The organism is Psychrobacter sp. FME13 (assembly GCF_014861395.1).
Lineage (GTDB): Bacteria > Pseudomonadota > Gammaproteobacteria > Pseudomonadales > Moraxellaceae > Psychrobacter.
Map to the genome: position 1 here is coordinate 1 of NZ_RRYV01000032.1, position 21,359 is coordinate 21,359.

The window sequence follows — 21,359 nt, forward strand, 5'->3', positions numbered from 1 at the left end:
TGACGTTTGCAGTCCTTGCACTGGTAGTTCTGCTTGCCATAGCTTTTTTTGCCGTGTATCGAAAAACTGGGACTGTGACAGTCGGGGCAATTGATCTGTATTTGTGTCTTCATAACCTCAAATATATCATCTTGCTTCGGCTGTCACCCTTCTTTTATTACTCCAGCATACTTTTTGATACACCACCATATATTCTTATTCAATCATTATTCAATAGCATTTTCAAACATTAGCGTAGCAACGAAAACGAGTATCAGTCACACGCATGGTAGGCGTAACGATTTGGGTAGCGCTAATCGTATTTTTGAAGGTGTTATTAGTCATATAAGCTAAGGGTTACTATGAGCATGAGTGCTACCTCTACAAATATCGAAAACGAGCCAACTCATATGCTGAATACTGAGCATCCATTTTGGCAAGTTATTCGTACCGTACCCAATTTTCCGAAAGTTGGTATTGATTTTTATGATATTACACCGTTATTACGTAGTCATATTAATGATGTGATCGATGCACTACTAGCGGCATTGCCTGAAGGTCTGATGGATGAAGTGGATTGTTTGGGAGCTGTAGAAGCACGTGGGTTTGTGTTTGCTAGTCTGTTGGCAGGTAGACTGGGTAAAGGTATGATTTTGTTACGCAAACCTGGTAAATTGCCACCACCTGTTGCCAATAAGGCCTATGCTCTGGAGTATGGTAAGGATACGCTGGAGATGCAAAACAACCTGCCGCCAGAGCGTGTATTGTTGGTTGATGATATATTGGCTACTGGCGGCACATTAAAGACTGCTTATGAGCTATGTAAATCTGCAGAGCATACTGTTGTTGGTGCTTTGGTATTATTGGATTTAGTTGATTTGCACGGTGACTTTCCAGTGCCTGTTTATACTGTATTAAAGGCCTAATATGGCAGTCTAAATATTTGAAATAAACAATTTTGAAAGTAAAAATCGCGCTGAATAATATCAGCGCGATTTTCTATTGTGAGCTATCTTCAGTTTGTTCATAGATTGTACAGGCTTCTTTTATTAATGTATGCCCGACGGTCTTTGGTGTTGTGGTTTTAAAGTCTTTTGTGGTCAGTATCGGCTTTTCTGATTGCCATGACTGTAATACTTTATCATTAGCGCCATAGTTCACATAAGCGCGCCTATAGTAGCTGTTATCCTTACAAGAGATGAGCAGTTGTTGGTCACTATGATGAATACTGTTTGCTTCATCCTCATTTGTTTGTGCAGGATAGGTTCGACGAATAGATACCGTAATGTTTTCAACATCTGTTTCGTCTATGATGTTGATGTCGGAGCTTTCGATAGACTCCAAGTCTACGCTAAAAACGGATCCAGTTTGACTTTCTGATACTTTTGACCAGTTCACTGCATGTGCGCTGACCGCTAGAGTGCCGCCTACTAATAACATTGATAGCCGCTTCATAATCAAGCCTTGCTTCTTGTTGTTTGAAGTGGCTCATCATAGCCAACTTAGTATTAGCAGGCAACTTTCTTTTATTGCCAGTTGTTTCTGTTTTTAGAGTATTGTCGATATCAGAGACTGTTTGTGTCTCAACTGCGCATAGCTGCTAACATTTGAGCAAGCTCGTCGCGCGCACCGACAAACCCATCAATACCTTTTGGTAGTAAGTCTTGTGTGACCTTGTCTTGCTGATAGGCAGCACTAAATCCTTCACGTGTCAGGCTCACTTTGGTCATATCTGCCATATCCATTGACATACTTGGTGATAACTGTTGTGTTACTTCAGCATCTATCGTAGCCAGCTCGTCGATGAGATTGGGTGCGATGGTCAATAGATCACAGCCTGCCAGCGCTAATATTTGCTCAGTTGAGCGAAAACTTGCACCCATGACTTGTGTACGATAGTTATGTTGTTTGTAATATTGATAAATACGCTTCACGGACTGTACACCCATGTCATCAGAAGCGGGCACGTTTTGACGGTTTTGTTGGCGTTTTTGCCAGTCTAAGATGCGACCCACGAATGGTGATATCAGTGTCACGCCAGCATCGGCACAAGCAATTGCTTGGTGTTGTCCAAATAATAAAGTCAGGTTGCAGTGAATATTTTGAGTTTCCAGATAACGTGCTGCTTCAATACCTTGCCAAGTGGCGGCCATCTTAATCAATACACGGTCTGAGTCGATACCTGCTTTTTGATAAGTTTCCATAAAGGACAGGGCTTTATCAATTGTTGCTTGAGTGTCATAAGATAGGCGTGCGTCAACTTCGGTAGAGACTCGGCCTTCGATGAGACCTAAAATATCACAGCCAATCTGAATGGTAAGCGAATCAATCACCGCATCAATATTGCCACTATGATGGCTCATGGTTTCTGACAGCATGCCTTGGTTGTCAGGATGCATGAGGGCTTTGGTGATTAGGCTCGGGTTGGTGGTCGCATCGATAGGTTTTAAGCGCGCAATGGCGTTTAGATCTCCAGTATCCGCGACGATGGTGGTCATGGTACGAAGCTGTTGTAATGCGCTCATCAGATATCCTTTTTTATTAATGATGTGATTATGGTGTTCTGTATCGTTAGTTCTGAACTGTATCATAATTTTTGGGTTATATTGTTGAACACGCCCCAAACTAACGATAGTTTTCACACGTATAAAAGTTATATTGTACTACTTAGTGAATATTGATAGTTTTACGAGTATTTACACGTGGGCACTGAGCATAGTTTTTGTTATAGTAGAGCGAGTCAGCAATCAGCGTATTGTATTTGTCAGTTGCCGTATGATTGAGTCATAACAACTGTGCTCGATAGGGTTAGCAAAATGCGATATTATGGCTAAAATATTTGGTGTGCATAACAGTCATTTAGGTATTCTTTAACATTAAAAGAGATGCCGAGTATTTAAAACCAATAAAGTAATACCCCACAGTCATAAAACACAGTAATAATTTTAGAAAAAGGATAGGCGGTAATGAGTGAGCAGTCACCAGAGAACAATATAGATAACCTAGATCAGACCGTCGCAGGCACTAGCGATAATTCGACTGAAAAAGCAACTGAAAAAGAGTTTTTGGACAGTATTCGCCAAAATATTGATGCAGTAGACTGTGAAATTCAGACACTGATTAATGACCGTGCCAAGCTGGCTCAGCAAGTGGCTATAGTGAAGAAAAATAATATTGCTAATGATGCCTCTGCTGCTGATAGTAGTAATCCTATTTTTTATCGTCCTGAGCGTGAAGCACAGGTATTAAAAGCGGTCATGCAACGCAATACTGGTCCGATCGCTGATGAAAAAATGGCACGCTTATTCCGTGAGATTATGTCGGTGTGCTTAGATTTAGAAGCGCCGCAACGCATTGCTTTTTTGGGGCCAATCGGTACTTTTACGCATGCTGCTGCACTCAAGCATTTTGGTAAGGCTGCTGATACCGTGCCAATGACGACCATCACTGATGTCTTCCGTGAAGTAGAAGCGGGCACAGCAATGTATGGCGTGGTTCCTGTTGAAAATTCTTCAGAAGGCGTTGTGAATCACACCTTAGATGGATTTTTATCTTCGACGCTAAAAATTATTGGTGAAGTTGAACTGCCCATTCATCAGAACTTCTTAGTCGCTGAACACACCAAGATAGATGGCCTAAGCCGTATTTATTCTCATCAGCAATCATTAGCACAGTGCCGTCATTGGCTTGATGTGAATTTCCCCAATGTCGAGCGTGTTGCGGTATCGAGTAATGGTGAAGCAGCGCGTCGTCTAAAAAACGAATGGCATTCAGCTGCGATTGCAGGTGATGTAGCAGCGGCAGAGTATGATTTGCATAAGCTCTACTCAAACATCGAAGACAACCCAAGCAATACCACGCGTTTCCTTATCATTGGTCATGAAGCCGTTGCGCCATCAGGCCAAGATAAAACGTCTATCGTCGTCTCGGCACATGATAAAGCGGGTGCACTCATCGAAATATTAAAGCCGCTGTCTTATCATGGTGTGTCTATGACCAGTATCGAAACACGTCCTGAGCGTCCTAATAAATGGGCATACGTGTTCTTTATTGATATGGATGGTCATATCGATGATGCAAATGTCAGCGCGGCCATCAATGACATTCGTCCGTTAGTGAAGGATTTACGTGTGTTAGGCTCATATCCTAAAGCGGTGTTATAAAGTAACCGTAAATAAAGTAACCGTAAATTTATCGATAACGGATTTATCAGCTGTTTTTTGAAATAGCTGATAAATGAATGTTGTCGCTATGTCTTTGCTGTCACCGCCAATAAGCCATCTTACTCAATGCTCAATCAATCATAGACGCGTCATCATGTCTAAGGATAAATCATGCAGTCACCTCAATCGACAGAGTCAAATTTATCACCATTAGTACCTGCTTATGCCAGTATTTTAGAATTGGCACCTTATCAAACAGGTAAGCCGGTAGAAGAGTTGACGCGTGAATATGGTGTCTCAGATGTGGTCAAGCTTGCCAGTAATGAGAATCCCATCGGTTGTTCACCGAACGTCACGCTTGCAATTACTGAGCAACTAGGACAGCTGGCACGTTACCCTGATGGCAACGGTTATTATCTAAAGCAAGCATTGGCTGATTTTAATGACGTCAATGTTGATCAGATTACTTTGGGTAATGGCTCGGATGATTTGCTTGATATCTTAGCGCGTAGCTTTGTTGGTGCTAGTGATGCCATCGTTTATAGTCAGTATGCCTTTGTGGTGTATTCGATGTTAGCGAAAATGCAAGGCGCGATGGATGTTGAAGTGCCTGCTCAGCGCTTTGCTCATGACCTAAAGGCGATGAGTCAAGCGGTTCAGGACAATCCTAATACCAAAATTGTGTTTATCTCTAATCCTAACAATCCAACGGGTACTTTGCTTTCTCATAAAGATTTGCATGCGTTTGTAGCGAGTGTCCCCAGTTCGGTTTTGGTGGTATTAGATGAGGCTTATATCGAATACAGCCCTGAGAGTAACAACCGGGTGCTGATTGATGAGTTTGATAATGTTGTTATCGTACGTACATTCTCCAAAGCCTATGGGCTGGCTGGTTTGCGTGTCGGTTATGCGCTCAGCTCAGTTGCTGTTGCTGAATTATTAAACCGTATTCGTCAGCCATTTAACGTGAGCCGTATTGGTTTGGCTGCTGCCGCTGCTGCACTTTCGGATCAAGACTTTATCGAAAGAACTCGTTTGATGAATGATGAGCAAATGCGCTGGATGGAGAAGCAGTTGGATGCGCTAGGCTTAGGGTTTATCAAATCACATGCCAATTTTATTATGGTAGAAATAAAAGTTGAGATGGAAGACATAACCGCGGCTTCTATTCATGAAGCGTTGCTGGAGCAAGGCGTTATTCTGCGTCCGTTAGCTGCTTATGGTTTACCTAACTGGTTACGTATTACCGTTGGTTTAGCAGAAGACAACCTACGCTTGATTGATACGTTGCGTTCTATCTTAACAGAGGATTAAAGGCTATGGCTCGGTTGCTTGTGCTAGGTGTTTGGTTTTAAGTACTAAGTACTAAGTACTGAGTTCTAAGCTTCTACTACTAAGCCTTTGGGTGATAAGTTTCTGGGTGCTAGGTCTTTGGAGCAGCCGATACACCATTAAGTTTTATAACAACAACCTGAGTTTTTATCGAAGCTCACGTTGATTTATTCAATGAGAAAAGCCGTGATTAGTCAAAAAGTTAGCCAAAAAGAAAGTCAACAACCTAAGAAAAAATCGCTTAACACATCGCAGTCAGCGTTATTCAAACAAGTCTGCGTTATTGGGCTTGGACTGATCGGTGCCAGTTTGGCTCAAGCTATTAAAGATAATGGTTTGAGTCAGCGGTTGGTTGCCGTCGATAGAGATGCGCCCAGTATAGAAGAGGCCATTCAACATGGCTTACTAGATGCAGGCAGTTCGGTATTGAGTGACGTGGTTCATGGTAGTGATTTAATCGTCATTGCTGTACCTGTGCAAGCCGTACAATCCGTATTTATCGATATCAAAGCGGCGATGGACAACGGACAGATCGGCACTGACTGCATCATTACTGATGTTTGCAGCACCAAGGTCAATATCATTGATGCGGCAAACGTTGTGTTTGGTTCATCGCCAACTGGATTAGTACCAGCCCATCCGATAGCTGGTGCGGAAAATTCAGGGTATCATGCCCGCCGCGCCACTTTATTTGCCAATCATAGTGTTATCATTTGTGAGTTACCAACGACCAGTTTGGTTGCTATAGATAAGCTGCGACGGTTATGGGAAGCAGTGGGTGCCAGCGTGATGGCGATGGACGCTGAGCATCATGACTCCATATTGGCGCATACCAGTCATTTGCCGCACCTGCTTGCGTTTAATCTGGTTGAGCAGTTGGCCAGTCATGATGATAATTTAGACATGTTTCGCTATGCAGCGGGCGGGTTCCGTGATTTTAGCCGCATTGCTGCCAGTGACCCTAAAATGTGGCACGATATATTTTTTGCCAACGAAAGCGCAATTATTAGCGCCCTTGATGAGTATGGCGTCTATTTACAGACCATGCGTCAACTGATCATTGATAAAGATTCAACCGCCCTGATGGGACTTTTGGGCCGCGCGCAAGCCGCACGGCGACATTTTGGCCATATGTTAGCCAGCACCCCTTATACGGATACTTCTGCCATGTCAGCATCTTATAATATTACTCCTAGCAACACCGTTTCAGGTACTATTACTATTCCTGGTGATAAATCTATCTCGCATCGCAGCATCATGCTGGGCAGCCTTGCCACAGGCGTGACCCATGTCACTGGGTTTTTGGAAGGGGAGGACGCACTTGCGACCTTGCAAGCATTTCGTGATATGGGTGTGACCATTGAAGGGCCTGATAAAGGAAAGTTAACCATTCATGGTGTTGGTATGAATGGGCTAAAACCAAGTAAGACGCCATTATATATGGGCAATTCAGGCACCAGTATGCGTTTACTATCGGGTATCTTAGCGGCACAATCGTTTGATAGCGTGTTGACTGGTGATACCAGTTTAAACAAACGTCCGATGGAACGTGTGGCAGCACCACTTCGCGCCATGGGGGCAGTGATTCAAAGCACAGGTCATAGTGGTACTGCGCCGCTTAGCATCACTGGCCGTGATACTGTTGGTAAACCGCTGCAAGGTGCTGAATATGATATGCCAGTGGCGTCTGCACAAGTGAAGTCTTGCTTGCTATTAGCAGGGCTGTGGGCGGAGGGCACGACGACCGTCATCCAGCCTGAAGTCAGCCGCGACCATACTGAGCGTATGCTGTCAGCCTTTGGTTATCCAGTGACGGTAGAGGGCAATAGTATCAGCGTCACAGGCGGTGGTCAGCTAACCGGCGGCGATATTGCTGTCCCTGCTGATATCTCTTCAGCGGCATTTTTTATGGTGGCTGCTGCTATCAGTCAAGGTAGCGAGTTGACACTAACGCAAGTCGGTATCAACCCGACACGCACGGGTATTATCGATATCTTAAAATTAATGCAAGCCGATATCACATTAAGTAATGAGACGCATGTGGGCGGCGAGCCAGTCGCAGATATTACCATTCGTAGCTCAAACTTAGTCGGTATTGATATACCAGAGCATCTCGTACCGCTGGCGATTGATGAATTTCCAGTATTGTTCATTGCCGCTAGCTGTGCAACAGGCCGTACGGTGTTAACTGGTGCCAAAGAGTTGCGTGTTAAAGAGTCAGATCGTATTGCGGTCATGGCGGAAGGCTTGCACACGCTTGGCATTGATTGTACCGTAACGGATGATGGGCTAATTATTGAGGGTAAAGGCATCAGTGCCGATACGACTATTCAGAACGGCGAAGTCAATAATAGCCAGCCTGTATTCGGCGGTGGTCACATTACCTCACACCATGATCATCGTATTGCTATGAGCTTCGCTGTTGCTAGTTTGCGTGCTGCTGAACAAATCACCATCGAAGGGGTTGAGACGGTTAATACCAGCTTCCCAGGATTTGCTGAGCTGGCCAATCAAATCGGGATGTCTATTCAAGTTGAAGGCGCTGATCACTAAAACCACATGATTGTTCATATCGTGAGTCATCAGATTTATGATAAGTGAGGTTGTTTGTTAAGAGCAGCCTAAGATTATTTTCAAAACAGTCTTTATCGTTAGCAATGTGTTGATGACCAAACTGGTGTCAACGCATTGCTTTTTTACTTTTATCTTATCTGTAGTAACCCTGCGTTCTTGCTTTGATACTGCTATTGTTTGTAAAAGCAGGTGAGGTCGCGCTTTGCTCTAACACGTTGTATTGTCATATGACCATCCAAAATGTCGTCAAAAAACCAGTAGCACCTATAAAAACAACTCAGCAAGGGGTTATTACTGCATTTATCGCCTTTTGTATTTGGGGTGCGTTTCCGCTTTATTTCAAACAATTATCTGCCTATGATGCAACAGAAGTTATCGGTCATCGCATCGTTTGGACGTTTGCCTGTTTACTCATCGTGGTGGTCGTAACCAAGCGTTGGCAGTGGATAGAGACCTTAAAACAAAATCCAAAATGGATCGCTTTAACGTTTGTATCGGGCATCATTATCGCGACCAATTGGCTCACTTATGTATGGGCGGTCAATAATGATCGCATCCTTGAGGCGAGTTTGGGCTACTTTATTGGCCCGCTCGTTGGTGTTGCGCTATCGATGGTTTTGTTCAAAGAGCGCCTGCGCCACCTGCAGTGGGTCGCTATCGGGTTTGCACTGTTATCAGTTGTCATTCAAGTGGTCATGATAGGTAGTTTGCCGTGGCTATCGCTTGTATTAGCCTTTAGTTTTAGTACTTATGGCACGATTCAACGTCAAACACCATTAAAACCGATTGAGGCGATGTTTGTCGAAACGTCGATGCTGGTTCCTATTTTTCTCTGGTGGTTTTGGCAGTCTGATGTGGTCAGTAGCCAATTGAGTTTTTGGTTCACCTCAGACATTTGGCTATTAATGATTGCAGGCCCGATTACCTTGATACCGTTACTGCTATTTAATAAATCGACTAAGATGGTCGCTTTTAGTATTTTAAGCTTTATGAATTATCTAACCCCGACGTTTATTTTCTTCTTGGCGGTGTTTTATTATAAAGAGCCATTTGATTTGCAGCGTTTGGCAGTGTTTGGTTTAATTTGGCTAGGTCTGCTACTATTCAGCATTGACTTGTGGCGACATCGCCCAAGCAAGGCCTTAAAAGCGGCCCGTTTGCGTGAAGCCGCTTTGCAGCAAAATAAATAAAATTTGCGTAAAAAAATCGAATTTAAAACGCTAATTAAATATTTAGCAAACAAGGATGAGAGCATGTTTCATACTGAATCTGATGTGGTATTTGTAAAAGGTTTAAAAGTAGAGGCCGTCATCGGTGTCTATGATTGGGAGCGGGCAATCACCCAACCGCTACTCATTGATATTGCGCTAGAAACCGATATTAGCGCGGCTGCTGTGTCAGATGATGTCAGTGATGCACTGAGCTATAAAGAGGTCTGTGACGATGTCAGCGAGTGGTGTAAAGAGATTCAAGCAAAACTACTTGAGCATTTAGCAGAACTTATCGTGGATAAGTTGCTCACAAAATACGCCTGTCACAAAATAACGTTCCGTATCGCTAAGCCGACGGCTATTGCACAAGCGGATGCGGTTGGGGTGCAAATCACGCGCTATGCGCCAGCGTCAACAGACGAGCCAACAGATAAAGAAGCTGCCAAAGACGCGGATAATAGCCAAGCCGATGATGCATAAAACATCAATAGATTTAAATCTGAAAGCATTAAAACAAGGCGCGCCTAAACAGCTGCAAGCGCAGTCTGTGACGGCCGTGATATTGGCATTGGGCAGCAATTACCAAGCCGATAAGTATTTGCCGCGTGTCCGTGAGGGTTTGGCAGCGCTAGGGGAGATACAGTTATCAACGCCGTTTCAAAACCCTGACTTTACGGCGACTATCGAGCTACCAAAACCTGACTATATCAATCAGTGTGTCTATTTACGTTTGGCAGAACCTGTGACATTGCAGCAGTTGCAAGCGTGGTTTAAACAGATGGAAGGCGAGTGCGATCGAGAGCGTTTGGTAGTAGCAAAAACGTCAGTCAAAAAAGTCACCATGGATATCGATATTCTGTTGATAGAAATCTTTACTAACATAAATAGCCTAAGCAAAAATTCATCATCTAATCAAAAATCCGAATGGCTAATAATGGCGGATCGCTATCCATTTAAAGCGCATGAGCGAGCAGGAGTTGAGGAGTTAGTTTCAAATCGTCTTTAGTTTACTGGCTTATTATCCGTACTCTCATGGTTAGTGCCTGTTATATTCTTCTTGCTTGAAAATCCTCATATCAAAAATTTAGTATTAATACGGCTAATATAAATATTACTCGCCTATGATCAAAATCCATCCAAACGCTCGCCGAAATTAATCATTGAGCTTATCTCCTTTCTTTTTCTTATCTTAGATATACTTTCAATAGCTTCCTACTCAATGATTTCAATGTCACAAGTGCTATCGTTAGCACTGACTGATATTATTGTATCTGCATTATAATTGAAATCTATAGCGTCAAAATACTGACAGTTAAATGATTGAATTTCGAGGGTGTAGGGTCGATGTTTTGGGCTAAGTTCTTTATGAATCTTTCATATCTATATTATATTTTTCAGAAGGGTAAGGTTGAATGACTTTTATATTTAGAGAAATTACGGACGACGACTTAGATTTACTTTTCGCTTCACCAGATGTTAAAGAAGCGCTATATGGCATGTTTTCTAGCAGACAAACTGCTGGATACATGATTGATTTTAGTTGGAGAGTAGCTGTCATTGAAGCAACAGGCGAGATGATTTTTAGTTTAGGTGGTTTTTCGGGTCTAGAGGGAGAATCGCCACGTTACGCTTATCTGTTTAATAAGGCTATCTGCACTATGATTGAAACAGCAAAGGGCTATGAGCTATCCATATACTATTGTTCTTCTGCGCTGAGAGAAAATCTGCCTCACATCAAAGAAGTAATGACGCAAGCGCTTATTTATGGTGGAGAAGAGCTAACGGGAAACAATCTTAAGGGGTTGCCTGAAGAGATAAAACGTATCGCTATGAGTAGAACTTATACATTTATTGAAAGCGAACAGCTGTACTTTCGTTAATCCTAACCACTTTTAAACCAATGATTAAAAGAGAATACGATGAGTGATTATATCTATAGAGAAATCACCAAACGAGATATCGATCAATTATATGCTTCGAGAGATGCTGAAAAATGGCTAATTCCACATTATGCATCAAAGCGAGATAATGAAAGTGTCAAGCGACACATGGCTTTAGCAGAACCTAATACAACAACAGCATGGAAAATCTTTTTATTTTTAGAAGACCATGAAAGGGCAGATGAAATAGCAGATTGGTATGTCTATTTAGATGAAGACGGCTCTACATTGATTATGCAAGTAAGGTTTCCAATGCCACCACACTGTGAAATGTACTCAATAGACGCTGATCGTGAACAGCAATTTGTCGTGCTGTATTGTTCAGAAGTCCTTAAGAACAATATTCAGCAAATTTGTCAGTTAGTTGTTGAGGTAGCAACGTCATCAGGCGGGAAATACTTAACAGGTGATCCTGAATCAGATTTTTGGGAAGACCCTATTATTTCATACAAAATAGCAGCACCTAACGACTACGGGAGATACAAATAATGAATATTAATGAGATGTCAGGACAGCAGTTAATTGATTATATCAAAAATGCTGATAAGCAGTTCACGATTCAAGAGCTAAAAGACATTATTCAGCAAGCATCATCATTAGCATGAGTCGAAGGTGCCGCTGATGCTGCGGCATATCAAATAAAATTTACTTCTACTCAGCAGCTATGTCATCAGCCTCATCTTTACCAATCACATCGAACTCTTCTAAGCACAGCTTGTCATATTCTTTTTTACAAAAACTAGGATCGATTTTGCACATAGCAGCTTGTAATTGATCGAGGCGGTTTTCTGACTGCTGAATGTGTTCTAGCATTTTAGCAAATGCTTCTGCAACAGGGTCTTGTGAGGTTGGATCAATACCATAAGCCTGAAATGCTGTATCGCGTGCAGTAGCTTGTTTTGAGGTCGCTATTTTTTCTTGTGACTTAGCGTCTGGTGATTTTTCGGTAATTGGATTGCCTTTTTCATCATGATGATCCGATATCATGCGAGCTGCATTACCGACCATCGTAGCGCCTGCTGGTACCGGTTTTACCACGACCGCATTTGAGCCGATTTTGGCATTTTTACCCACCGTAAATGGGCCCAATACTTTTGCACCAGCGCCAACGGTCACGCCGTCTTCTAGCGTGGGATGACGTTTGCCATTATTCCATGATACGCCGCCAAGGGTGACGCCATGATATAAGGTGACATCGTTGCCAATCTCAGCCGTTTCACCAATGACGACGCCGACACCATGATCAATAAAAAATCGTTTGCCAATCTTGGCAGCAGGATGAATCTCAATACCAGTGATGATACGTGAGCCATAAGAGACCACACGTGCGGCCAGTTTCTGTTCGTTATTCCAAAGACAGTGCGCCCCGCGATGTAGGACGAGCGCATGGATGCCAGGGTAGGTCAATATGATCTCGAGGCTGTTGCGCGCCGCAGGGTCACGTTTGAATACCGCATTTATGTCTTCTTTTAGGTCTTTTTTGATACTAATAAGTGATTTGAATAATTTGGTTGGCAATGACATAAAGCGTCCTATCTATTTGTCAGTAGAGTGTCACTGGTGAACAGCGATATCTGTAATTTATAGTTATTAGATTTTAATCGTTATTAAGTCTGCATAAATATTAGGTTGTACTTACACTAAGGTCTTTTAAGTTATAGCAGTTTTACACGATAAAATATAGTGATGAGCTATTAAATACTCACAAACCCATCAATTCATATGAGCTTGTGAGTATCGATTTTATATTTAGGGCGTGTTAGATAATATAGCTAGTCTTTTGACAGCTTGGCAATCAATGCACTCAGTAATTGATACTCTTTTTGATCGAGCTGTACACGCGAGCCCAGTCGTGACAGGCGCGATGGCAATGATTTTAAGTGCTCACTATCTGCCAGACCGCGCTGAACCATCAGCTCTGTCATACGCTGAGTCAGCTGTTGTAGTTGCTGCTGGGTAATCGCAGGCTCGTCCCATTGTTGACGCAGATGAACGTCCATCATGGGTTCGACGGTTGTACTTATATCAGCATCTAGACTGTTATCAGTTGTATTTAAGTGCGTTTGCGCGTATGCAAAGATAAAACTGGCGATTACTTGTACCGCTGATGCAACGTTGAGCACAGGATAAGCAGGATTGGCATCGATTTGAATATGATAATCTGCATAAGCCAACTCTTCATTGGTCAAGCCGCGATCTTCACGACCAAATAAGATAGCAATATTTGGTTTACTACTAGTCGTACTTGCTTGCTGATCCATAAAATCAAACATGATTTTTGCCGCTTGGGTAGGGTTCACCACAGGGCGCGGCAAATGACGACTACGACTACTCGCTGCGAACACGAGCTGACAGTCTGCAATAGCAGATTCAAGGCTAGGTGCGATGGTCGCTGATGCCAGTAGCTCATTGCCACCTGCTGCATGAGAGACACTCGTCTCATCAATTGGCAATTTAGGATCAACGACCGTCAAACGCGACAACCCCATGGTGTGCATCGCCCGTGCTGCCGAGCCAATATTGGCAGGTAGCGTTGTATTTACCATGACGACTTGTACAGCAGACAGATAGTCATTCACACCATGAGCTGATGGAGAACTGTTACTCATTTATAGCCCCAAGCGTTGATTGATTTCTTGCTCAACGTTTTGCAGCGCGATTGAGATGTTTTCAATAAGTGTGGCTTGTTCGCCAATCGTACGCTCACGGCAGCGCTCTTGTAATTGACTGCTTAAGCTGGCCAATTTCGCAGCGCCTAAATTAGCGCTAGCGCCTTTTAGAGCATGAGCGGTCTCATAGCCGTTAGCATGGTCGTTTTCTTGCTGAGCCGTTTTTAGTGCTGCGACACGTTTCTTACTGTCTATAAGATAGACTTGTATTAAGTCGGCAAAATCTTCTTCGAGCAAGTCACGCATGTCTTCAAACTGCTCATCGTTGATAATTTCGTCCATTTTTTATATCCAATTGTTAAAAGTTAAAGCAATAAGGGTTGAGGTGGGTTTAACACATGCTAACTATAATGAAAGTGTAAGTTGTCTTCATTAATCATAGTTTTCAGTTGTTGTAAGTTGTCATCGTTGGGATAAATACGCCAATGCTCGGATAGAGCAACATTGGCAATACCAAACTCTGCATAAATACTTAGTCCAAGTGGTAGACAGTTGTCATTAATAGAGGCGTCGGTATTGCTCAGAGCATTGTCAGTATAACCTTGATCAGTATGACTGCCATTACTCATAGCCGTTAAATCATTGCCGTTTTCATCGTATAGACTGCCGCCCATGGCAGGATCGTAAGCGCCGTTGCCGCCACTATTACTGTCTTGCTCATCTTGCTCGCTGTTATAAGCCAAGCGCGGTGCTGGTATGATGTCAGCTTGTGCAGATTTCAGCAGAGGCTGCATACGTGTGAGCAAATTGATATCGCTACCGTGAACTTTAATGCTGATCTTTTTGAGCCAGCGCAAGCGCGCATCAACCATGCTCATGGCACTATCAAGACGGGCAAAGAGGCGACCGTCACGCTCACGAATACTGCCTTTGATAATGACCACTTCGTCGACTTTTAGCTGGTCTTTGACGCGGTTAAAGCGCTCCGCATAGCAGCTAACCTCTAACCGTGATGTGCCATCGTCTAAGGTAATGACGTTGCGAGTACCAAAGTTGGCGATATCGATAATCAATCCTGCAAAATAACAGCTGCCGTTATAACCAGTATCGGTTAGCTTATCAAGACGCGTGCCTGAGGTATAGCGTTTTAGTTCATCTAGGTATTCGTTGATAGGGTGACCTGTCAAATACAGCCCTAAAGTGTTTTTTTCAGCTTTTAGGCGGTGTTTGTCCCCCCAGATTAGCTCTGGTGTCATGACTAATGGTGGCGCGGCGACCACACCATCCATCTCACCAAACAAATCCATCATACCGATTTCACGGTTTTGACGGTCTTGTTCAGCCGCTTGTACCGCACTTGGCAACTGACTCATCAGCGCACCGCGAATCTCGTATGCTTCATCGGCTGGCAAGTCAGGTCGCAATGTCGCTGCAAAGTCATCAAAGCAGCCTGCACTGACCAGTGCTTCAAGCGTGCGCTTATTGACTTTTTTGATGTCTACGCGGCGACAGAAGTCATATAAGTCTCTGAATGGTCCTTCGCGGCGGCGTGCGTCGACGATAGATTCAACAGCACCTTCACCCACGCCTTTAATCGCGCCAAGACCATAAATAATATTGGTCGGCGTATCAGCGACGAAATGCCATTCACTACGGTTCACGGATGGATTGACAACGGTTAACTCAAAATTTTCACGGCAGTCATTGATAAAGAATACGACGTTGTCCGTGTTGTTCATATCTGAAGTCAGTACCGCTGCCATAAACTCGGCAGGGTAGTATTGCTTGAGGTAAGCGGTTTGATACGCCAATACACCATAAGCGGCAGAATGCGAGCGGTTAAAGCCGTAACCAGCGAATTTTTCCATCAAATCAAATACGCCACCTGAGGTGACTTCATCGATGCCTTGTGAGGTTGCACCAGTGACAAAGATATCGCGCTGTTTGGCCATCTCTTCGGGTTTCTTTTTACCCATTGCACGGCGCAGCATATCAGCACCGCCCAAGCTATAACCAGCCATGACCTGTGATATCTGCATGACCTGTTCTTGATAGACAATAACGCCGTTGGTGTTTTCTAGTATTGGCTCAAGATTGGGATGATCGTAGATGACTTCCTCGCGACCATGTTTACGGTCGATATACATCTCTACCATGCCGGCATCTAGCGGACCGGGGCGATATAGCGCACACATGGCGATGACATCTTCGATATTGGTCGGTTGTAGTTTGGCGAGGTACTTTTTCATACCCATACTTTCTAACTGAAAGACAGCAGTGGTCTTGGCATCTTGCAGTAGCTTATAGGCTTTTTTGTCATCTAACGGCAAATCTTCTAGGATTAATGCGTCTTTGCCTTCTTTGGCACGGCGTAAGTTGATGTTCTCAACGGCAGCATCAATGACGGTTAGGTTGCGCAGACCCAAAAAGTCAAACTTCACCAGACCAACGGCCTCGACGTCGTCTTTGTCAAACTGGCTGACACGGTGACCTTCATCATCACAATAGATGGCGCTAAAGTCGGTAATCTTATGCGGGGCAATCAGTACGCCACCCGCATGTTTACCAACGTTTCGGCAGACGCCTTCTAGTTTGATGGCCATCTCCCAAATTTCGATGGCATCTTCATAATCCATATTGTCAGGATTAGAGATCAAGTCCTTGAGCTGTGGCTCTTGTTCGAGCGCTTGACTCAGCGTGATACCCGGAGTTTTGGGGATAAGCTTGGATATTTTATTGGCAAGGAAATACGACTTGCTTTGTACACGCGCCACATCACGTACCACGGCTTTTGCGGCCATGGTACCAAAGGTGATAATCTGCGAGACTGCGTCACGACCATAGGTTTGCGCCACATAGTCAATGACTCGGTCACGGCCTTCGATACAAAAGTCGATATCGAAATCGGGCATCGATACCCGCTCAGGGTTTAAGAAGCGCTCGAATAATAAATCGTAGTGGATAGGGTCAAGATCGGTGATGTTTAGCGCATAAGCGACCAAGGATCCTGCACCGGAACCACGACCCGGTCCAACAGGTACGCCATTGGCTTTTGCCCAGCGAATAAAGTCCATAACGATTAAGAAATAACCAGGAAACTCCATCGAGAGGATAATGCCAAGCTCATACTCTAAGCGCTCATCATACTTCTGGCGAAAATCGTTCCAATGTTCAGTACGTTCTTCAACAGGAAAAAGCTTATCCAAGCGATTATTCAAGCCACGTATCGACTCTGCCCGAAAAAATGATTCAATCGTCTCACCTTCAGGTACAGGAAAATCGGGTAAGACATTAATACCCAGCGTCAAGGTCACATTGCAACGACTGGCTAGGCGTAATGTATTATCAACTACCTGAGGAATATCAGCGAATAGCTGTGCCATTTGCTCTTGAGTTTTGAGGTATTGCTCATCAGAATAGGTCTTTGGACGATTTGGGTCAGCCAGTACATAAGAGCCTGCGATACATACTCGCGCTTCATGGGCATCAAAATCATCTTGCTCCAAAAACCGCACATCATTATGGGCGATAATAGGCATATTGTGTTTGGCACCTGAGTGAATAGCTGCTTTAATAAAGGTATCTTCACCTGAGCGATTGGTGCGTTTGATAGCAAAGTATAACCGATCAGAAAACTGCGACTGCCACTCTGTCAGCAGCTCATCGGCTTTTTCTGGCATTGAGCTGACCAGTGCCTGACCGACATCGGATTTTTCGGTAAATAGTACGATAACACCTGCCGCATGTTCTAAGATATGATGGCGCTTGATAACGGGCACACCATGGTTGGCATCATCGGCACGTCCTTCGGTAAAGCCTAGTGAGACAATACGGGTGATATTTTGATAGCCTTCATTGTCCATCGCTAACAGTGTCAATCGCGTGTCTTCATTTTCCATGATGACTTCGCTGCCGATGATTGGCTTGATACCAGCGCTTAGGCAGGCACGGTAGAATTTCACCGTGGCATAAAGGTTGGATAAATCGGTCAAAGCAAGCGCGCGCTGATTATCGGCCGCAGCAGCCTTGACTAACGGCTTGATACGCACGATAGAGTCAGTGATTGAATATTCGCTGTGAATGCCAAGGTGTACAAATGCCATAGAGGACTCTTACGGATACGATCGGAAAATAGGCTGATAATAAATAAGTTTTTTATTATCAATAATTTAAGTCTTTAATTTGGTGTGCAAATACGTTAATAATCGTATTTGCGTATTCCAAATCAGGTCGTTAATAATAGCATTATTTGCTGCAGACAACCACTGATTCAAAGGTATTGGGCGAAGTAATAAGGTTGGAAGTATTCGTTAGATACGTGCTATTTCTATTTCAATAAATAACCGCTGACATCTTTAACGATGAAAGCGGTTGTTTATGAAATATTCAGAAAGAATTATAGTTCTGTTTAGGGGTAAAAGGCTTTTAGAGGTTTGAATTATAATCCAGCCCATTCGCCTTCAACCCAGATTGGATTCTCGGCGTTACCCTCTCTATTCATCCATTTATCACCTTGCCAATAACCACTAAGGCTGTCTTCTTTTTTACATTCTTTACTATAGTAATATGAGCCCATGTCATAAGAAAAGCATTTTTTGGTATCTTTGTCGGGTGGACAAAAGCCAGTTTGTACATCGCAATTGGGTGCTTGCCCAGGTAGGTAGGCTCTACCTTCTTTACAGACATAGTCTACCGTACCATGAGGTAGATTATTGTAATCCCAAAAATTTGTACCATCACTGCCTAACGGTTGGTTAGTACGACAGTGTAATGCCCAGCCACCTTTACTATTCAGAATGTATTCATCAGGCTTTGAATTATTAATTCCCGCTATATTATCTATACAGCCTGTTAATAGCAATGCGGTGAGTCCACCGGCGATGAGGTATGATGTTTTCATAAGGTGTTTTGCTCTAGTTTTGTTTAAGGGTGAAAATCTTTTAGATATTTGGGTTATAAACTAAACCTCATATCATCTGCCCTAAATTAGTTGATCGCTACAGTACTGAATTAGTAGCTAACTATCGGCTGGTACACTAGGTACACCGTTTCTGCAATTAAATTCATAAGTACTTATAGGCAAATCATATTTTTTCCAATAGCGACGCAGCTGCGGTGTGGTCAGCTCGTTTCCTTGACAGTCCTTTGGTAATAAGGGTGTGCTTCCGTCACAGATAAAATACAGTGTACCTTTAGGCAAGTTGTTGTCTTCCCAGTATCTTTTTGCCCAACTTTTGATTATTGGAGAAAAAAGAAGTCTGTCTGTTGCTGGATTGATCTCTGTGGTACATTCTCCTACTGCATTGCCAGAGTCATCTTCTAAATAGTCTTGTTCATACATAAACCGCGCACCCAAATCGATACAGGCGGTGAGGCCTAACATGCTGGTTAGGAGTAAAGCTAGTTTTATTGATTTCATAATTATATCCTGTTGCTATTAATACCCCACCACAGCCGCATCAACGATACGTGGATCAGACGAGCCGTAAACACCGTTTGGCGTAATCATAATCGACTGCGTCGAACCCATGGCAGATTTTGGACTGACCGTGTGTCCCATTGACTCAAGCTTTTTGACAGTATCAATATTCAATGCTTTTTCGACTCGAATTTCATCAGGCAGCCATTGGTCATGAATGCGCGGGGCATGGGTGGCCTCAGCGATATTCATATCATGGTCGATGACGTTTGAGAGGATTTGGGTGACGGTGGTGATGATACGGCTACCACCTGGGCTACCTGTGACGATATAAGGCTTACTGTCTTTGAACACAAAGGTTGGACTCATCGAGGATAGGGGACGTTTATTGGCTTCGACAGCATTGGCTTCACCGCCTAATAGGCCATAACCGTTTGGCACACCAGGCTTGGCCGAAAAGTCATCCATCTCATTGTTGAGTAAAATCCCTGTACCGTCAGCGACGAGACCGGTGCCGTAAGAGAAATTTAGCGTATAAGTATTGGCTATCGCATTGCCATCTTTATCGACGATAGAGAAATGCGTGGTCTGATCGCTTTCGTAGGGCAGTGGATTATTGGCTTTGATGGTCGCCGCTGGTGTGGCTTTGTTTGGATCAATTAAGGCGCGCAGCTTGTCAGCATAGGCTTGAGAGGTAAGACCGCTGGCAGGCACATCGATAAAGTCAGCATCACCTAAGTACTCTGCTCGATCTGCATAAGCCAATTGCATCGCTTCAGCCATTAAGTGGATGGTCTGCGCGCTGTTTTGTCCGTAGTCTTTGAGTGGATAGCCTTCTAAAATATTCAAAATCTGAATGATATGAATACCACCAGAAGAAGGCGGCGGCATTGAGACCACTTCATAACCACGGTAGTTGCCTTTGACCGGCTCACGGGCGATCGCTTGATAATCGCTCAAATCCTGCAAGCTCATTAGGCCACCTGCTTCATTGACCGCTTTGACCAGTTTTTGCGCCGTTTCACCCTTATAAAACCCATCAGGCCCTTGTGCGGCAATTAGCTTTAGCGAGCGGGCAAGCTCTGGCTGCCTTAAGCGTTCTCCTGGTTGATAGGCACTGCCGTCTGGTTTAAAAAACACCTTTTTGGTACTGGGCCACTTTTGCAAACGATCACTGAGAGCGGTGAGTGACTCAGCCAATCCAGCCGTCACTTCTATACCGTCCTCTGCTAGTGCTATCGCTGGTGCCATGACTTGTCCGCGGCTCATCGTACCATGCTCGTCCAACGCTTTGAGCAGTCCTGCGACTGTACCTGGCACACCGACAGCCAAGCCATGATAGCGAGACAAGTCGCTAACAGCGTTACCTTCTTCATCGAGGTACATATCGCGAGTGGCGCTACTGGGTGCTTTTTCACGGTAATCGAGTGCCACGGTCTTGTCTTGCTTGGCATCATAAATCATCATAAACCCACCACCGCCGATGTTGCCAGCACGAGGTAAGGTGACGGCTAGAGCAAAGCCAACTGCGACGCCTGCATCAACAGCGTTACCACCTTCTTCTAAGATTTTTAAACCAATATTTGAGGCGAGCGCTTCTTGCGTAGCGACCATGCCATTTTTTGCCCAAACAGGGTGATGAATCGCATCGGCAGAATAGATGGCTTGCTCGTTATTGGTACTGTTGGCAGTGTTAGTAGTGGCAATGTTAGTAGTGGCAGTGAGAGTGCTTGATTTGCTAGGTGTAATGCGTTTGGTTTCGGACAGCAGAGTAGGACTGTCGGTCATAATATCGAGGTTGATTGCGCTGGTATTGATAGACGTATTATTTATCGAATCAGTGGGTTTTGGTGTCACGGGTTCAAGCGCATGAGCTGATATAGATAGCAATAATGTACTGGTGATGAGTAGAGTGCTGGATTTGAGTAGTGTACTGAAGTTTTGTTTAGACAGTTGAGTGGTTTGATGGTCAGAGGATGAGGGCTGCATGGCAAAGTCCTTTTTATATGAGACGTTAATCAGTAAGGCTGTATTTTAAAAACAGATAGACTAAGAAAAGGTATGTCACGAAAAATAACAGGATAGCATGAGAATAGGAAGATATTACCTACATATGTCTATAAAAATACTAA

Annotated in this window: 19 protein-coding genes; 9 read left to right on the top strand and 10 right to left on the bottom strand. The window is 43.8% G+C overall.

Features of this window, described 5'->3' with window-relative positions; translation table 11 throughout:
• The coding region (locus EI164_RS17470) for a transposase (RefSeq protein WP_413038446.1) at positions 1–113 on the bottom strand (113 nt) is incomplete at its 3' end.
• A gap of 276 nt (positions 114–389) precedes the next feature.
• On the opposite strand from EI164_RS17470, the gene EI164_RS06235 reads away from it, so the two are divergent.
• On the top strand, positions 390–905 hold the full coding sequence (locus EI164_RS06235) for an adenine phosphoribosyltransferase (RefSeq protein WP_225739150.1): 516 nt from the start codon (positions 390–392) through the stop codon (positions 903–905).
• A gap of 73 nt (positions 906–978) precedes the next feature.
• Here the strand turns inward: EI164_RS06235 and EI164_RS06240 are convergent, their stop codons facing one another.
• On the bottom strand, positions 979–1,434 hold the full coding sequence (locus tag EI164_RS06240) for a surface-adhesin E family protein (protein WP_192519121.1): 456 nt from the start codon (positions 1,432–1,434) through the stop codon (positions 979–981).
• 128 nt (positions 1,435–1,562) lie between these two features.
• Positions 1,563–2,504: a transaldolase gene (locus EI164_RS06245; RefSeq protein ID WP_192519122.1), complete on the bottom strand. Its 942-nt coding sequence runs from the start codon at positions 2,502–2,504 to the stop codon at positions 1,563–1,565.
• Positions 2,505–2,945: 441 nt separating this feature from the next.
• Here EI164_RS06245 and pheA point away from each other — a divergent pair, with 441 nt between their 5' ends.
• The 8 genes from pheA to EI164_RS06285 all read left to right on the top strand — a co-directional run bounded on the left by pheA (position 2,946) and on the right by EI164_RS06285 (position 11,688).
• Positions 2,946–4,142 carry a prephenate dehydratase gene (gene pheA, locus EI164_RS06250; RefSeq protein ID WP_192519123.1) on the top strand — a complete coding sequence of 399 codons (1,197 nt, stop codon included), beginning with the start codon at positions 2,946–2,948 and terminating at the stop codon, positions 4,140–4,142.
• 171 nt (positions 4,143–4,313) lie between these two features.
• Positions 4,314–5,456, top strand: a complete 1,143-nt coding sequence (gene hisC, locus EI164_RS06255) for a histidinol-phosphate transaminase (RefSeq protein ID WP_192519124.1) — start codon at positions 4,314–4,316, stop codon at positions 5,454–5,456.
• 204 nt (positions 5,457–5,660) lie between these two features.
• Complete coding sequence (locus EI164_RS06260; RefSeq protein ID WP_318779525.1) at positions 5,661–8,027, top strand: bifunctional prephenate dehydrogenase/3-phosphoshikimate 1-carboxyvinyltransferase; 2,367 nt, start codon at positions 5,661–5,663, stop codon at positions 8,025–8,027.
• A gap of 248 nt (positions 8,028–8,275) precedes the next feature.
• Positions 8,276–9,238: an EamA family transporter RarD gene (gene rarD / locus EI164_RS06265; RefSeq protein ID WP_192519125.1), complete on the top strand. Its 963-nt coding sequence runs from the start codon at positions 8,276–8,278 to the stop codon at positions 9,236–9,238.
• 63 nt (positions 9,239–9,301) lie between these two features.
• Complete coding sequence (folB, locus tag EI164_RS06270) at positions 9,302–9,739, top strand: dihydroneopterin aldolase (RefSeq protein ID WP_192519126.1); 438 nt, start codon at positions 9,302–9,304, stop codon at positions 9,737–9,739.
• Positions 9,729–10,265, top strand: a complete 537-nt coding sequence (locus EI164_RS06275; protein ID WP_192519127.1) for a 2-amino-4-hydroxy-6-hydroxymethyldihydropteridine diphosphokinase — start codon at positions 9,729–9,731, stop codon at positions 10,263–10,265. The genes folB and EI164_RS06275 overlap by 11 nt, the downstream gene beginning before the upstream one ends.
• 406 nt (positions 10,266–10,671) lie before the next feature.
• Complete coding sequence (locus EI164_RS06280; RefSeq protein WP_192519128.1) at positions 10,672–11,139, top strand: hypothetical protein; 468 nt, start codon at positions 10,672–10,674, stop codon at positions 11,137–11,139.
• A gap of 39 nt (positions 11,140–11,178) precedes the next feature.
• A complete protein-coding gene (locus tag EI164_RS06285) occupies positions 11,179–11,688 on the top strand; it encodes a hypothetical protein (RefSeq protein WP_192519129.1) in 510 nt (169 codons plus the stop codon).
• A gap of 162 nt (positions 11,689–11,850) precedes the next feature.
• On the opposite strand, the gene cysE is transcribed toward EI164_RS06285, so the two are convergent.
• The 7 genes from cysE to ggt form a co-directional block, all read right to left on the bottom strand.
• Positions 11,851–12,723 (bottom strand): serine O-acetyltransferase, encoded by an 873-nt coding sequence (gene cysE / locus EI164_RS06290; RefSeq protein ID WP_192519130.1) that lies wholly within the window; start codon positions 12,721–12,723, stop codon positions 11,851–11,853.
• 248 nt (positions 12,724–12,971) lie between these two features.
• Positions 12,972–13,808: an RNA methyltransferase gene (locus EI164_RS06295; RefSeq protein WP_192519131.1), complete on the bottom strand. Its 837-nt coding sequence runs from the start codon at positions 13,806–13,808 to the stop codon at positions 12,972–12,974.
• A complete protein-coding gene (locus EI164_RS06300; protein ID WP_192519132.1) occupies positions 13,809–14,150 on the bottom strand; it encodes an Hpt domain-containing protein in 342 nt (113 codons plus the stop codon).
• Positions 14,151–14,209: 59 nt separating this feature from the next.
• Positions 14,210–17,911, bottom strand: a complete 3,702-nt coding sequence (gene dnaE, locus EI164_RS06305; RefSeq protein ID WP_192519133.1) for a DNA polymerase III subunit alpha — start codon at positions 17,909–17,911, stop codon at positions 14,210–14,212.
• A 335-nt stretch (positions 17,912–18,246) separates the two neighbouring features.
• A complete protein-coding gene (locus tag EI164_RS06310; protein ID WP_192519134.1) occupies positions 18,247–18,708 on the bottom strand; it encodes a hypothetical protein in 462 nt (153 codons plus the stop codon).
• Positions 18,709–18,825: 117 nt separating this feature from the next.
• Entirely contained in the window at positions 18,826–19,227 is a 402-nt protein-coding gene (locus tag EI164_RS06315) for a hypothetical protein (protein WP_192519135.1), read from the bottom strand.
• An 18-nt stretch (positions 19,228–19,245) separates the two neighbouring features.
• Positions 19,246–21,216 (bottom strand): gamma-glutamyltransferase, encoded by a 1,971-nt coding sequence (gene ggt, locus EI164_RS06320; RefSeq protein WP_192519136.1) that lies wholly within the window; start codon positions 21,214–21,216, stop codon positions 19,246–19,248.
• Between the last annotated feature and the right edge of the window lie 143 nt (positions 21,217–21,359).

Bases quoted from the DNA above. Each gene is read 5' to 3' on its own strand.
- EI164_RS06235 (WP_225739150.1), top strand. From the start codon at position 390: ATGCTGAATACTGAGCATCCATTTTGGCAAGTTATTCGTACCGTACCC.
- EI164_RS06240 (WP_192519121.1), bottom strand. From the start codon at position 1,434: ATGAAGCGGCTATCAATGTTATTAGTAGGCGGCACTCTAGCGGTCAGC.
- EI164_RS06245 (WP_192519122.1), bottom strand. From the start codon at position 2,504: ATGAGCGCATTACAACAGCTTCGTACCATGACCACCATCGTCGCGGAT.
- pheA (WP_192519123.1), top strand. From the start codon at position 2,946: ATGAGTGAGCAGTCACCAGAGAACAATATAGATAACCTAGATCAGACC.
- hisC (WP_192519124.1), top strand. From the start codon at position 4,314: ATGCAGTCACCTCAATCGACAGAGTCAAATTTATCACCATTAGTACCT.
- rarD (WP_192519125.1), top strand. From the start codon at position 8,276: ATGACCATCCAAAATGTCGTCAAAAAACCAGTAGCACCTATAAAAACA.
- folB (WP_192519126.1), top strand. From the start codon at position 9,302: ATGTTTCATACTGAATCTGATGTGGTATTTGTAAAAGGTTTAAAAGTA.
- EI164_RS06275 (WP_192519127.1), top strand. From the start codon at position 9,729: ATGATGCATAAAACATCAATAGATTTAAATCTGAAAGCATTAAAACAA.
- EI164_RS06280 (WP_192519128.1), top strand. From the start codon at position 10,672: ATGACTTTTATATTTAGAGAAATTACGGACGACGACTTAGATTTACTT.
- EI164_RS06285 (WP_192519129.1), top strand. From the start codon at position 11,179: ATGAGTGATTATATCTATAGAGAAATCACCAAACGAGATATCGATCAA.
- cysE (WP_192519130.1), bottom strand. From the start codon at position 12,723: ATGTCATTGCCAACCAAATTATTCAAATCACTTATTAGTATCAAAAAA.
- EI164_RS06295 (WP_192519131.1), bottom strand. From the start codon at position 13,808: ATGAGTAACAGTTCTCCATCAGCTCATGGTGTGAATGACTATCTGTCT.
- EI164_RS06300 (WP_192519132.1), bottom strand. From the start codon at position 14,150: ATGGACGAAATTATCAACGATGAGCAGTTTGAAGACATGCGTGACTTG.
- dnaE (WP_192519133.1), bottom strand. From the start codon at position 17,911: ATGGCATTTGTACACCTTGGCATTCACAGCGAATATTCAATCACTGAC.
- EI164_RS06310 (WP_192519134.1), bottom strand. From the start codon at position 18,708: ATGAAAACATCATACCTCATCGCCGGTGGACTCACCGCATTGCTATTA.
- EI164_RS06315 (WP_192519135.1), bottom strand. From the start codon at position 19,227: ATGAAATCAATAAAACTAGCTTTACTCCTAACCAGCATGTTAGGCCTC.
- ggt (WP_192519136.1), bottom strand. From the start codon at position 21,216: ATGCAGCCCTCATCCTCTGACCATCAAACCACTCAACTGTCTAAACAA.